Genomic DNA, 14,778 nt, shown 5'->3' on the forward strand with positions numbered 1-14,778 from the left:
TTACGTGTTGTTGTGGTCGATCTTGATCGTTGGGTCGGCACCGGTTACCAGCGAGTTGATCGAGGTAGAGGACCAGTTCACCCCTTCGAGCTTGATCGTCACGTCCGCGTTGGCGATACCGCCGGCGGCATTGAGCTTGCCTTCGGAGCTGACCTGCAGCGTCGACTCGCCGTTGACCGTGGTGATCTTCAGGTAGTTGTCGATGGTGCTGGCCTTCTCGCCCTGGAGCAGGTCGCTCAGGTCCAGACGGTCGCCTTCGGCCGGCTTGAAGTCCTTGATGATGTCGTTGCCGATATCACCCGCCTTCCAGACGAAGGTGTCGGCACCGCTGCCGCCGGTCATGGTGTCGTTGCCCTGACCGCCGAACAGGATGTCGTTGCCCTCGCCACCCAGCAGGGTGTCGTTGCCGGTACCACCGAGCAGGATGTCATTGCCCTTGCCGCCATCCAGATAATCGTTACCGCCCTGGCCGAACAGAATGTCGTTGCCATCGCCGCCGTACAGCGTGTCGTTGCCGTCACTGGTACGCGAGATATCGAACTCGCTGACGTGCTCGGTGACGTACTGGTGCATGGCCTTGCTGTCCACCGCACTGGCATCCAGCCCGGTCTTCAGTGCGACGTAGCTTTGCAGCGCTTCCACGCCGTTGCCCGACACCTGCGAGAACATGATCAGGTCGCCGAACACGATGTCGTTGCCGTCGCCGGCATTGACCGTGTCGTTGCCTGGCAGCGTCGCCTCGGTGTGGCCGAGGATGGCGTTGGCCAGGTTGCTCGGGTCGATGTTGGTCTGCGGGCTGTTGTCGGAGTCGTACGGTTTCAGGTCGTTGACGTCCACGCCGCTGCCGATGCCGATGGCCTCGATGGTCGGCGAGAGCGCCTTGAGTACCGCGTAGGCGCTCTTCGAGTTGGCGGTGGTGTCGGAGTCGGTATAGCTACCTTGGCCGGCCAGGCTCGACAGTTCGTAGGTCCCGTCGCCCTGAGCGTGCAGGGTACCGCTGAGGGACGAATACCAGCTGCCGTTCTTGTACAGGTTCAGGTTGCCGCTGCTGTCGATGGTCAGCTTGTTGCTGCTGTCCAGGTTGACGTTGATCACCTGGCCGATCTTGTAATTGATCGACGTGAGGTAGGTGTCCATCGTCAGGTTGGCCTTGCTGCCGCTGTAGGTGATCAGCGTCGGGTTGGTGCGTTCGCCGGTCTGGTAGTAGGTCGGCTGGCCGTCGGTAATGAAGAACGTCTGGTTGGTACCGGTGGCACCGGAGTCCTTGAGGGCCTGGAACCAGTTGGCCGTGGTCTTGAAGGCGTCCTCGTAGTTGGTGCCGCCGTTGGCCGTCATGGCGGTCAGGGCGTTTTTCAGGGTCTGCAGGGAGCCGCTGTCGGCCAGGTTGACCGAAACCGTGGTCTTGACCTGCGTGGCGAAGTCCACCAGCAGGATGTTGACCGTACCGGAGCTGGCGCCCTGGACGCTGTTGGACAGCGTGGTGAATACCGACTGCAGGGCTTTCTGCGCCGCGTCCACCGAGTCTTTCATACTGCCCGAGGTGTCGACGATGAACGCCAGGTTGTAGTTCTGCCCGGCGACCACATGCAGGCCGTTGATGTCGGCGGCGATGATGTCGTTGCCATCGGTACCGTTCCAGTTGTCACTGTCGGCGGTGGCGTTGGTCGCCACGGCGTAAGTGTCGCCGTAGACGGTGACCTTGATGGTGCCAGGGGGGTTGGCAGTGCTGCCGTTGATGGTCTCGGTGGACGTGGCGTTGACCGTCACATCGAAGCTGCCGCTGTAGTAGGCCGGCGGCTTGATGGTCAGGGTGCTCAGGTTCCAGCCGGTGACGTCCACCGCGGTTGCGCCGACGGAGATGCTGTGACCGGCGCCGTCGCTGATCACCGAGCCGCTCGGGATACCGGCGAGATTGACCGCCAGGGTCTCGGAGCCGTCGGTGTCGGTCAGCGCCGAGCTGATGCCCACCAGCTTGACGGTGCCGTTCTCGCGGCCTTCGTTGAGTTTGTAGCCGTCGTAGTAGCCCTTGCCGCTGGAGCCGTGCAGGTCGGAGACGGTGACGCCGGCCGCTGCCAGTGCGGCGACGGTCGGGTACAGCGCGGTGCCGACCTGGCTGACGTCGATGGTCGCCCCGCCGTTGACCGACAGGTTGACGTCGTAGCTGCCCGGACCTGCCTGGTTGTAGTGGTAGATCTCGACGGTGTAGTAACCGCTCTTGGTCGGCGTGAAGGTGCCGCTGAGCTGGCCACCGGCGCCCCAAGTGGTGCTGGCCACGTCTTTACCGCCGACCACTACCGCCAGGCTGTCGTCGCCGACGCCGGTGAATTTGTAGGTCGAGCCGGCTTCCATGTACATCAGGCCGGAGGTCTTCGAGGCGATGCCCGGCGCCACGTCTCCGGTGGAGGCGACGTTGGTGGCGATGGCACTGGTCTGGCCTTTGCCGGCAGCGTCGATCACCGATTTCAGGGTGGCTGCGTCGGCGCCGTTGCCGTTGGTGCCCAGGCCGGACAGGCCGGTGCAGGTTTCTTTGGTCAGGCCGATCGAGGCCACGGCGTTGCTGCCGATGGTCAGGGTCGGTTTGTCGGCAACCGGGGTGATGTCGATTTTCAGCGTGGCTTCGTTGCCCAGATCCTTGCCGTCGAACGGCTTGTACTTGATCTGTGCGTAGTCGGCCTGCTGGTTGCCCACGCCGGTGCCGCCGTTGGCGGTAATGCCGGATTCGTTGGCTTTGGGCACGAACTTCAGGTTGCCGGCGTCGATGTCCGCCTTGCTGAAGACCTTGCCGGCATCGGCGCTGGTCAGGGTCTTCCAGGTGGTGCCGTCTTTGTATTGCAGGGTGCCGTTGGCGGGAAGCTGGGTGATGGTGACGCCCAAGGCGCTCTGCACGTTGTCCAGGTCGGTGACGCCGAGGCTGCTCCAGGTCACGGCCAGGTCGGTGTCTTCGGTGCCCGTCAGTTCGCCACCGGTGGCGGTTGGCGCGTCGTTCACCGGAATCACGTTGACCGTGGTGGTGGCGACGTTGGAGGTGTTGACCCCGTCGGTCACCGTCACGGTGATGATCCGTGGCGTGCTGCTCGGGTCATCGCTGGTGTTGATGAACGTGATGTTCTTCAGCGCCTGGATGTAGTTGGCGATCGTGGCGTTGCCGGACAGCGTCAGCACCACTTTGTCGTTGGTGTTGACCGCATTGATGGTGATGCCGTTGACGCTGTTGCCCAGGTTCAGCGCATCGCCAGCCATGCGGTTGGTCAGGGTGACGGTGGCACCGGTCATGTTGGTGCTGTCGATATCGGTGATGCTCAGGTCGACATCGCCGATGGACACGCCGCTGCCGGCCTGGCCTTCGGTGAAGGTGACCTGGTAATCCGCGCCGGTCTTGCCGCTGGAATCGTTGGCGTCCAGATCCAGAATTGGTGCTGGTTCGAAGATCTGCGTCGTCACGCTGCCCGCAGTACCGCTGACCACCACGCTCTCGAAGTTACCACCGGTGGCCGAATCGACCTTGACGGTGAACTGCTCGGTGCCTTCGGTGATGTTGTCCTTGATGGTCGGGATGGTGAAGTCGACCTTGCTGGCGCCGGCCGGGATGGTCACGGTGGTCACACCGGTGTAGTCCGAGCCGTTGGTGGCGGTACCGGAATAGCTCAGCTTGACCGTCACGGCAGTCTGCGACGGGTTGCTCAGGTTGATCGTGTAGGTCGCGGTGCCGCCCTCGGCCACCGAGGTAGTACCGGTGATGCTGATGGTGGTCGGGGTGTTGGTATCCGTGACCTGAGTCACCGCCGCCGTGGTGCTGTAGGCCAGGTTCTCGAAGCCGCCGCCGCTTGCGCCAGTGATCTTGGTGCTCAAGGTGGTGGCGTCGATGTACGGCGTATCCGCTGGTGCCGGCACGGTGATGCTGTTGGACAGTTGGTCCTTGCCGATGACGATGGTCGAACCGTTGGACAGGGTCACGGTCACTGGCGACGCGGCCGGGTTGGTCAGCGTTGCGGTGTAGGTGATCTGGCCGCCTTCGGCTACCGAGCTGGTGGCGCTCAGGCTGACGGTGGTGGTGTCGATCGGGCCGTCGGTGACCGTGGTGCTTGGCGTACCGGCGGGGACCAGGTTCTCGTAGTTGCCGCCGCTGGTGCTGGTGATGCTGTTGGTCAGCGCCGGGTTGGCGGTGTAGACGTTGTTCGGCGCGGTGTAGTTGACCGTGCCGGTGCTCTGGCCGACCAGGATGGTGATGGTCTGGTTGTTGGCCAGGGTCACTACCAGGTTCGAGCCGGTGACCGGCGCGCTGACGGTCGCGGTATAGGTGACGACGCCGCCCTCTACCACGCTTGGCGTTGCCGTCAGGGTCACGGTCGAGGTGTCGATGGTGTCGGTGACCGCGGTAACCGCAGGCGCCGAGCTGACATTCAACTTCTCGAAATCGCCGCCAGTGGTGCCGGTGATCGTGGCACTGACGTTGCCGCCATCCACATACACGGTGTTTTTCGGGCCATCGATAGTCACGCTGCCTTCGGTAGCGTTCTTGGCGATGGAGATGGTCGAGCCGTTGCTCAGGGTCACGGTCATCGCGGTGCCGGCCGGGTTGGTCAGCTTCGCGGTGTAGGTGATCTGGCCGCCTTCCTGGATAGTGCCGGTCGCGGTCAGCGATATGCCGGTGGTGTCGAGGTTGTTCGGGTTGTCATTGACGGTGGTCGACGGCGTGCCGGTGGTCACCAGCTTCTCGTAGTTACCGCCCGTGACACCGGTGATGCTGTTGGTCAGCGCCGGGTTGGTGGCGTAGATGTTGTTCGGCGCGACGTAGTCGACCGAGCCGCTGCTGGCGTTGACCGCGATGGTGATCGACTGGCCGTTGGCCAGGCTGATGACCAGCGGCGAGCCGGTTACCGGAGCAGTGACGGTGGCGGTGTAAGTCACGACGCCGCCTTCGGTCACGCTTGGGGTAGCGGTCAGCGTCACGGTCGAGGTATCGATCGTGTCGGTGACGGCGGTGACCGCAGGCGTCGAGCTGACATTCAACTTCTCGAAATCACCACCGCTGGTGCCAGTGATGGTGGCGCTGACGTTGCCGCCGTCCACGTACACGGTGTTTTTCGGGCCATCGATGGTCACGCTGCCTTCGGTAGCGTTCTTGGCAATGGTGATGGTCGAACCGTTGCTCAGGGTCACGGTCATCGCGGTGCCGGCCGGGTTGGTCAGCTTCGCGGTGTAAGTGATCTGGCCGCCTTCCTGGATGGTGCCGGTCGCAGTCAGCGATACGCCAGTGGTGTCCAGGTTGTTCGGGTTGTCATTGACGGTGGTCGACGGGGTGCCGGCAGTGACCAGCTTCTCGTAGTTACCGCCGGTGACACCGGTGATGCTGTTGGTCAGCGCCGGGTTGGTGGCGTAGACGTTGTTCGGCGCGACGTAGTCGACCGAGCCGCTGCTGGCATTGATCGCGATGGTGATCGACTGACCGTTGGCGAGGCTGATCACCAGCGGTGCGCCGGTGACCGGAGCACTGACGGTAGCGGTGTAGGTGACGACGCCGCCTTCCACCACGCTCGGGGTCGCAGTCAGAGTCACGGTCGAGGTGTCGATGGTGTCGGTGACCGCGGTAACCGCCGGGGCCGAGCTGACATTCAACTTCTCGAAATCACCACCGCTGGTGCCGGTGATGGTGGCGCTGACGTTGCCGCTGTCGACGTAGACCGTGTTTTTCGGCGCATCGATAGTCACGCTGCCTTCGGTAGCGTTCTTGGCGATGGTGATGGTCGAGCCGTTGCTCAGAGTTACCGTCATCGCGGTGCCGGCCGGGTTGGTCAGCTTCGCGGTGTAGGTGATCTGCCCGCCTTCCTGCACGGTGCCGGTCGCGGTCAGCGATACGCCAGTGGTGTCCAGGTTGTTCGGGTTGTCATTGACGGTGGTCGATGGCGTGCCGGTGGTCACCAGCTTCTCGTAGTTGCCGCCCGTGACGCCGGTGATGCTGTTGGTCAGCGCCGGGTTGGTGGCGTAGATGTTGTTCGGCGCGACGTAGTCGACCGAGCCGCTGCTGGCGTTGACCGCGATGGTGATCGATTGACCGTTGGCCAGGCTGATCACCAGCGGCGAGCCGGTGACCGGAGCAGTGACGGTGGCGGTGTAAGTCACCACGCCGCCCTCGGTCACGCTCGGCGTGGCGGTCAGCGTCACGGTGCTGGTGTCGATGGTATCGGTCACGGCCGTCACGGCTGGCGTGCTGCTGACGTTCAACTTCTCGAAATCACCACCGCTGGTGCCCGTGATGGTCGCGCTGACGTTGCCGCTGTCGACGTACACGGTGTTTTTTGGCGCATCGATGGTCACGCTGCCTTCGGTCGCGTTCTTGGCGATGGAGATGGTCGAGCCGTTGCTCAGCGTCACCGTCATCGCGGTGCCGGCCGGGTTGGTCAGCTTCGCGGTGTAAGTGATCTGGCCGCCTTCCTGGACGCTGCCGGTCGCGGTGAGGCTTACACCGGTGGTGTCGAGGTTGTTCGGGTTGTCGTTGACGGTGGTCGACGGGGTGCCCGCAGTGACCAGCTTCTCGTAGTTGCCGCCGGTGACGCTGGTGATGCTGTTGGTCAGCGCCGGGTTGGTAGCGTAGACGTTGTTCGGGGCGACGTAGTCGACTGAACCGCTGCTGGCGTTGACCGCGATAGTGATGCTCTGGCCGTTGGCCAGGCTGATCACCAGCGGCGAGCCGGTTACTGGAGCAGTGACGGTGGCGGTGTAGGTGACGACTCCGCCCTCTACCACGCTTGGCGTTGCCGTCAGGGTCACGGTTGAGGTGTCGATGGTGTCGGTGACGGCGGTAACCGCAGGCGCCGAGCTGACATTCAGCTTCTCGAAATCGCCGCCAGTGGTGCCCGTGATGGTGGCACTGACGTTGCCGCCGTCCACATACACAGTGTTTTTCGGCGCGTCGATGGTCACGCTGCCTTCGGTGGCGTTCTTGGCGATGGTGATGGTTTCACCATTGCTCAGGGTCACTTTCATCTCGGTGCCGGCCGGATTGGTCAGTTTCGCGGTGTAAGTGATCTGACCGCCTTCCTGGACGTTGCCGGTCGCGGTGAGGCTTACACCGGTGGTGTCGAGGTTGTTCGGGTTGTCGTTGACGATGGTCGACGGGGTGCCGGCGGTGACCAGCTTCTCGTAGTTGCCGCCCGTCACACCGGTGATGCTGTTAGTCAGCGCCGGGTTGGTGGCGTAGATGTTGTTCGGCGCGACGTAGTCCACCGAGCCGCTGCTGGCGTTGACCGCGATGGTGATCGACTGGCCGTTGGCCAGGCTGATGACCAGCGGCGAGCCGGTTACCGGAGCAGTGACGGTGGCGGTGTAAGTCACCACGCCGCCTTCGGTCACGCTCGGGGTGGCAGTCAGAGTCACGGTCGAGGTGTCGATCGTGTCGGTGACGGCGGTGACCGCAGGCGTCGAGCTGACATTCAGCTTCTCGAAATCGCCGCCAGTGGTGCCGGTGATGGTGGCGCTGACGTTGCCGCCATCCACGTACACGGTGTTTTTCGGCCCATCGATGGTCACGCTGCCTTCGGTGGCGTTCTTGGCGATGGTGATGGTCTCACCATTGCTCAGGGTCACCTTCATCTCGGTACCGGCCGGGTTGGTCAGTTTCGCGGTGTAGGTGATCTGGCCGCCTTCCTGGATGGTGCCGGTCGCAGTGAGGCTCACCCCGGTGGTGTCCAGGTTGTTCGGGTTGTCGTTGACGACGGTCGACGGGGTGCCGGCGGTGACCAGCTTCTCGTAGTTGCCGCCGGTCACGGCAGTAATGCTGTTGGTCAGCGTTGGGTTGGTGGCGTAGACGTTGTTCGGTGCGACGTAGTCGACCGAGCCGCTGCTGGCGTTGACCGCAATGGTGATCGACTGGCCGTTGGCGAGGCTGATGACCAGTGGCGCGCCGGTGACCGGAGCAGTGACGCTGGCGGTGTAAGTCACTACGCCGCCTTCGGTCACGCTTGGGGTGGCAGTCAAGGTGACGGTGCTAGTGTCGATGCTGTCGGTGACAGCAGTGACCGCAGCAGTCGGGCTGACTTCGAGGTGCTCGAAGTCACCGCCAGTGGTGCCGGTGATGGTCACGCTGACACTGCCGGCGTCGACGTACACGGTGTCTTTTGGTGCGGCGAAGGTGACAGAGCCTTCGGTGGCGTTCTTGGCAATGGTGATGGTCTCACCGTTGCTCAAGGTGATCTTCATTTCGGTGCCGGCTGGGTTGGTCAGCTTGGCGGTGTAGACGATGTTGCCGCCTTCTTGGACAGAACCGGTGGCGGACAGGGTCAGGCCGGTGGTGTCCAAACGGGCCGGATCGTCAGTGACGACGGTCGTCGGAGTGCCAGCGGTTTCCAGGTGTTCGTAGTTACCGCCAGTCACACCGGTGATGCTGTTGGTCAGCGGGGTGTTGGTATTCAGTACGTTGTTCGGGGCGATGAAATCGACCGAACCACTGCTCGCATTGACCGGGATGGTGATCGACTGGCCGTTGGCCAGAGTGATGACCAGTGGTGCGCCGGTTACCGGAGCCGTTACCGAAGCGGTGTAGGTCACCACACCACCTTCAACAGCACTGGCAGTCGCCGTCAGTGTGACGGTCGAAGTGTCGATGCTGTCGGTGACTGCCGTCACGGCAGCAGTCGGGCTGACTTCCAAGTGTTCGAAATCACCACCGGTGGTGCCGGTGATGGTCACGCTGACGCTACCGGCATCCACGTAAACAGTGTCTTTCGGCGCGGCGAAGGTGACGCTGCCTTCAGTCGCATCCTTGGCGATGGTGATGGTTTCACCGTTGCTCAAGGTGATCTTCATCTCGGTGCCAGCTGGGTTAGTCAGCTTGGCGGTGTAAACGATGTTGCCGCCTTCCTGGACAGAGCCAGTCGCGGACAAGGTCAGGCCAGTGGTGTCCAGACGGGCTGGGTCATCGGTCACGACGGTGGTCGGAGTACCGGCAGTTTCCAGATGCTCGTAGTTACCGCCAGTCACACCGGTGATGCTGTTGGTCAGCGGGGTGTTGGTGTTGAGCACGTTGTTCGGAGCGATGAAATCGACCGACCCGCTGCTCGCGTTAACTGGGATGGTGATCGACTGGCCGTTGGCCAGAGTGATGACCAGCGGGGCACCGGTCACCGGAGCCGTAACGTTCGCGGTGTAAGTCACTACGCCACCTTCAACCGCGCTAGCGGTGGCAGTCAGCGTGACGGTCGAGGTATCAATCGAATCCGTTACCGCAGTAACCGCAGCGGTTGGGCTGACTTCGAGGTGTTCGAAATCACCACCGGTGGTGCCGGTGATCGTCACGCTAACGCTACCGGCGTCGACGTACACGGTGTCTTTCGGTGCAGCGAAGGTGACAGATCCTTCGGTCGCATCCTTGGCAATGGTGATGGTTTCACCATTGCTCAAGGTGATCTTCATCTCGGTGCCAGCTGGATTGGTCAGCTTGGCGGTGTAGACGATGTTGCCGCCTTCCTGGACGGAGCCGGTGGCGCTGAGCGTCAGACCGGTGGTGTCGAGGCGAGCTGGATCATCGGTGACGACGGTGGTCGGAGTACCGGCAGTTTCCAAGTGCTCGTAGTTACCGCCAGTCACGCCAGTAATGCTGTTGGTCAGCGGGGTGTTGGTGTTGAGCACGTTGTTCGGTGCGATGAAGTCGATCGAGCCGCTCGAAGCGTTGACCGGAATAGTGATCGATTGGCCGTTGGCCAGAGTGATGACCAACGGAGCACCGGTGACCGGAGCAGTGACGCTCGCGGTGTAAGTGACCACGCCGCCTTCAACAGCGCTGGCAGTCGCCGTCAGCGTTACGGTCGAAGTATCGATGCTGTCGGTGACCGCAGTCACGGCCGCAGTCGGGCTGACTTCCAGGTGTTCGAAATCACCACCGGTGGTGCCAGTGATAGTCACGCTGACGCTGCCGGCATCTACATAAACAGTGTCTTTCGGTGCAGCGAAGGTGACGGAACCTTCGGTGGCGTCCTTGGCGATGGTGATGGTTTCACCATTGCTCAGGGTGATCTTCATCTCGGTGCCGGCTGGGTTGGTCAGCTTGGCGGTGTAGACGATGTTGCCGCCTTCCTGGACCGAGCCAGTGGCGGACAGGGTCAGGCCGGTGGTGTCCAAACGGGCCGGATCGTCGGTGACGACGGTGGTCGGAGTGCCTGCGGTTTCCAGGTGCTCGTAGTTACCGCCAGTCACGCCAGTGATGCTATTGGTCAGCGGGGTGTTGGTGTTGAGCACGTTGTTCGGGGCGATGAAGTCGACCGAACCGCTGCTCGCGTTAACCGGGATGGTTATCGACTGGCCGTTGGCCAGAGTGATGACCAGTGGTGCGCCAGTCACTGGAGCAGTGACCGAAGCGGTGTAGGTCACGACGCCACCTTCGACCGCGCTAGCGGTGGCAGTCAGCGTGACGGTCGAGGTATCAATCGAATCCGTTACCGCAGTAACCGCAGCGGTTGGGCTGACTTCGAGGTGTTCGAAATCACCACCGGTGGTGCCGGTGATCGTCACGCTAACGCTACCGGCGTCGACGTACACGGTGTCTTTCGGTGCAGCGAAGGTGACAGATCCTTCGGTCGCATCCTTGGCAATGGTGATGGTTTCACCATTGCTCAAGGTGATCTTCATCTCGGTGCCAGCTGGATTGGTCAGCTTGGCGGTGTAGACGATGTTGCCGCCTTCCTGGACGGAGCCGGTGGCGCTGAGCGTCAGACCGGTGGTGTCGAGGCGAGCTGGATCATCGGTGACGACGGTGGTCGGAGTACCGGCAGTTTCCAAGTGCTCGTAGTTACCGCCAGTCACGCCAGTAATGCTGTTGGTCAGCGGGGTGTTGGTGTTGAGCACGTTGTTCGGTGCGATGAAGTCGATCGAGCCGCTCGAAGCGTTGACCGGAATAGTGATCGATTGGCCGTTGGCCAGAGTGATGACCAACGGAGCACCGGTGACCGGAGCAGTGACGCTCGCGGTGTAAGTGACCACGCCGCCTTCAACAGCGCTGGCAGTCGCCGTCAGCGTTACGGTCGAAGTATCGATGCTGTCGGTGACCGCAGTCACGGCCGCAGTCGGGCTGACTTCCAGGTGTTCGAAATCACCACCGGTGGTGCCAGTGATAGTCACGCTGACGCTGCCGGCATCTACATAAACAGTGTCTTTCGGTGCAGCGAAGGTGACGGAACCTTCGGTGGCGTCCTTGGCGATGGTGATGGTTTCACCATTGCTCAGGGTGATCTTCATCTCGGTGCCGGCTGGGTTGGTCAGCTTGGCGGTGTAGACGATGTTGCCGCCTTCCTGGACCGAGCCAGTGGCGGACAGGGTCAGGCCGGTGGTGTCCAAACGGGCCGGATCGTCGGTGACGACGGTGGTCGGAGTGCCTGCGGTTTCCAGGTGCTCGTAGTTACCGCCAGTCACGCCAGTGATGCTATTGGTCAGCGGGGTGTTGGTGTTGAGCACGTTGTTCGGGGCGATGAAGTCGACCGAACCGCTGCTCGCGTTAACCGGGATGGTTATCGACTGGCCGTTGGCCAGAGTGATGACCAGTGGTGCGCCAGTCACTGGAGCAGTGACCGAAGCGGTGTAGGTCACGACGCCACCTTCGACCGCGCTAGCGGTGGCAGTCAGCGTGACGGTCGAGGTATCAATCGAATCCGTTACCGCAGTAACCGCAGCGGTTGGGCTGACTTCGAGGTGTTCGAAATCACCACCGGTGGTGCCGGTGATCGTCACGCTAACGCTACCGGCGTCGACGTACACGGTGTCTTTCGGTGCAGCGAAGGTGACAGATCCTTCGGTCGCATCCTTGGCAATGGTGATGGTTTCACCATTGCTCAAGGTGATCTTCATCTCGGTGCCAGCTGGATTGGTCAGCTTGGCGGTGTAGACGATGTTGCCGCCTTCCTGGACGGAGCCGGTGGCGCTGAGCGTCAGACCGGTGGTGTCGAGGCGAGCTGGATCATCGGTGACGACGGTGGTCGGAGTACCGGCAGTTTCCAAGTGCTCGTAGTTACCGCCAGTCACGCCAGTAATGCTGTTGGTCAGCGGGGTGTTGGTGTTGAGCACGTTGTTCGGTGCGATGAAGTCGATCGAGCCGCTCGAAGCGTTGACCGGAATAGTGATCGATTGGCCGTTGGCCAGAGTGATGACCAACGGAGCACCGGTGACCGGAGCAGTGACGCTCGCGGTGTAAGTGACCACGCCGCCTTCAACAGCGCTGGCAGTCGCCGTCAGCGTTACGGTCGAAGTATCGATGCTGTCGGTGACCGCAGTCACGGCCGCAGTCGGGCTGACTTCCAGGTGTTCGAAATCACCACCGGTGGTGCCAGTGATAGTCACGCTGACGCTGCCGGCATCTACATAAACAGTGTCTTTCGGTGCAGCGAAGGTGACGGAACCTTCGGTGGCGTCCTTGGCGATGGTGATGGTTTCACCATTGCTCAGGGTGATCTTCATCTCGGTGCCGGCTGGGTTGGTCAGCTTGGCGGTGTAGACAATGTTGCCGCCTTCCTGCACGGAGCCGGTGGCGCTGAGGGTCAGGCCAGTGGTGTCCAGACGAGCCGGGTCGTCGGTCACTACGGTGGTCGGAGTACCGGCGGTTTCCAGATGCTCGTAGTTGCCGCCCGTCACACCGGGGATGCTGTTGGTCAGCGGGGTGTTGGTATTCAGTACGTTGTTCGGGGCAATGAAGTCCACCGAACCGCTGCTCGCATTGACCGGAATGGTAATCGACTGACCGTTGGCCAGAGTGATGACCAGTGGAGCGCCGGTTACCGGAGCAGTGACGCTCGCGGTGTAAGTAACGACGCCGCCTTCAACAGCACTGGCAGTCGCAGTCAGCGTGACGGTCGAGGTATCAATCGAATCCGTTACAGCAGTAACCGCGGCGGTTGGGCTGACTTCGAGGTGCTCGAAGTCGCCGCCAGTGGTGCCGGTGATGGTCACGCTGACGCTACCGGCGTCGACGTAAACAGTGTCTTTCGGCGCGGCGAAGGTGACGGAGCCTTCGGTGGCATCCTTGGCAATGGTGATGGTTTCACCGTTGCTCAAGGTGATCTTCATCTCGGTGCCAGCTGGATTGGTCAGCTTGGCGGTGTAGACGATGTTGCCGCCTTCCTGGACGGAACCGGTGGCGCTGAGCGTCAGGCCGGTAGTGTCCAGACGGGCCGGATCATCGGTGACGACGGTGGTTGGAGTACCGGCGGTTTCCAAATGCTCGTAGTTACCGCCAGTCACACCGGTGATGCTGTTGGTCAGTGGCGTGTTGGTGTTCAACACGTTGTTCGGGGCGATGAAATCGACCGAGCCGCTCGAAGCATTCACTGGAATGGTGATCGACTGGCCGTTGGCCAGAGTGATGACCAGTGGTGCGCCGGTTACCGGGGCCGTTACGCTCGCGGTGTAAGTCACTACGCCGCCTTCAACAGCGCTAGCAGTAGCGGTGAGGGTCACGGTGCTGGTGTCGATGCTGTCGGTGACAGCGGTAACCGCGGCAGTCGGGCTGACTTCCAGGTGTTCGAAGTCACCACCGGTGGTGCCGGTGATCGTCACGCTGACGCTACCGGCATCCACGTAAACAGTGTCTTTCGGCGCGGCGAAGGTGACAGAACCTTCAGTGGCATCCTTGGCAATGGTGATGGTTTCACCGTTGCTCAAGGTGATTTTCATCTCGGTGCCAGCTGGGTTAGTCAGCTTGGCGGTGTAGACGATGTTGCCGCCTTCCTGGACAGAACCGGTGGCGCTGAGAGTCAGGCCGGTGGTGTCCAAACGGGCCGGATCGTCGGTGACGACGGTGGTCGGAGTACCTGTGGTTTCCAGGTGCTCGTAGTTGCCGCCAGTCACGCCGGTGATGCTGTTGGTCAGCGGCGTGTTGGTATTCAACACGTTGTTCGGGGCGATGAAGTCGATCGAGCCGCTCGAAGAGTTCACTGGAATGGTGATCGACTGGCCATTGGCCAAGGTGATGACCAGTGGAGCACCGGTTACCGGAGCAGTAACCGAAGCGGTGTAGGTGACCACGCCACCTTCAACGGCGCTCGCAGTGGCAGTCAGGGTTACGGTCGAGGTATCAATCGAATCCGTAACCGCAGTAACCGCAGCAGTCGGGCTGACTTCGAGGTGTTCGAAGTCGCCGCCAGTGGTGCCAGTGATGGTCACGCTGACGCTACCTGCGTCGACGTACACGGTGTCTTTTGGCGCTGCGAAGGTGACAGAGCCTTCGGTCGCATCCTTGGCGATGGTGATGGTTTCACCGTTGCTCAAGGTGATTTTCATCTCGGTGCCGGCTGGGTTAGTCAGCTTGGCGGTGTAAACAATGTTGCCGCCTTCCTGGACGGAGCCGGTGGCACTGAGGGTCAGGCCAGTGGTGTCCAAGCGCGCTGGATCGTCGGTCACGACAGTCGTCGGAGTGCCAGCAGTTTCCAGGTGCTCGTAGTTGCCACCGGTGACGCCAGTGATGCTGTTAGTCAGCGGCGTGTTGGTGTTCAACACGTTGTTCGGGGCAATGAAGTCCACCGAGCCGCTCGAAGCATTCACTGGAATGGTGATGCTTTGGCCGTTAGCCAGAGTAATGACCAGCGGGGCACCGGTTACCGGGGCAGTGACCGAAGCGGTGTAAGTAACCACACCGCCTTCAACAGCGCTAGCAGTCGCGGTGAGGGTCACGGTGCTGGTGTCGATGCTGTCGGTGACAGCAGTGACCGCAGCAGTTGGGCTGACTTCCAGGTGTTCGAAGTCACCACCGGTGGTGCCGGTGATCGTCACGCTGACGCTACCGGCATCCACGTAAACAGTGTC

1 protein-coding gene (running past one end of the window) is annotated in these 14,778 nt (G+C 61.9%); it reads right to left on the reverse strand.

From position 1 onward, the window contains the following. Positions 1 to 14,778: the 3' portion of a retention module-containing protein gene (locus tag HWV67_RS20360; RefSeq protein ID WP_175652559.1), read on the reverse strand. Its footprint extends 12,504 nt past the window's final position; only the last 14,778 of its 27,282 coding nucleotides appear in the window; the start codon falls outside the window, past its right edge; it ends in the stop codon at positions 1 to 3.

It is taken from the genome of Pseudomonas sp. Marseille-P9899 (assembly GCF_903166565.1).
GTDB lineage: Bacteria > Pseudomonadota > Gammaproteobacteria > Pseudomonadales > Pseudomonadaceae > Aquipseudomonas > Aquipseudomonas huaxiensis.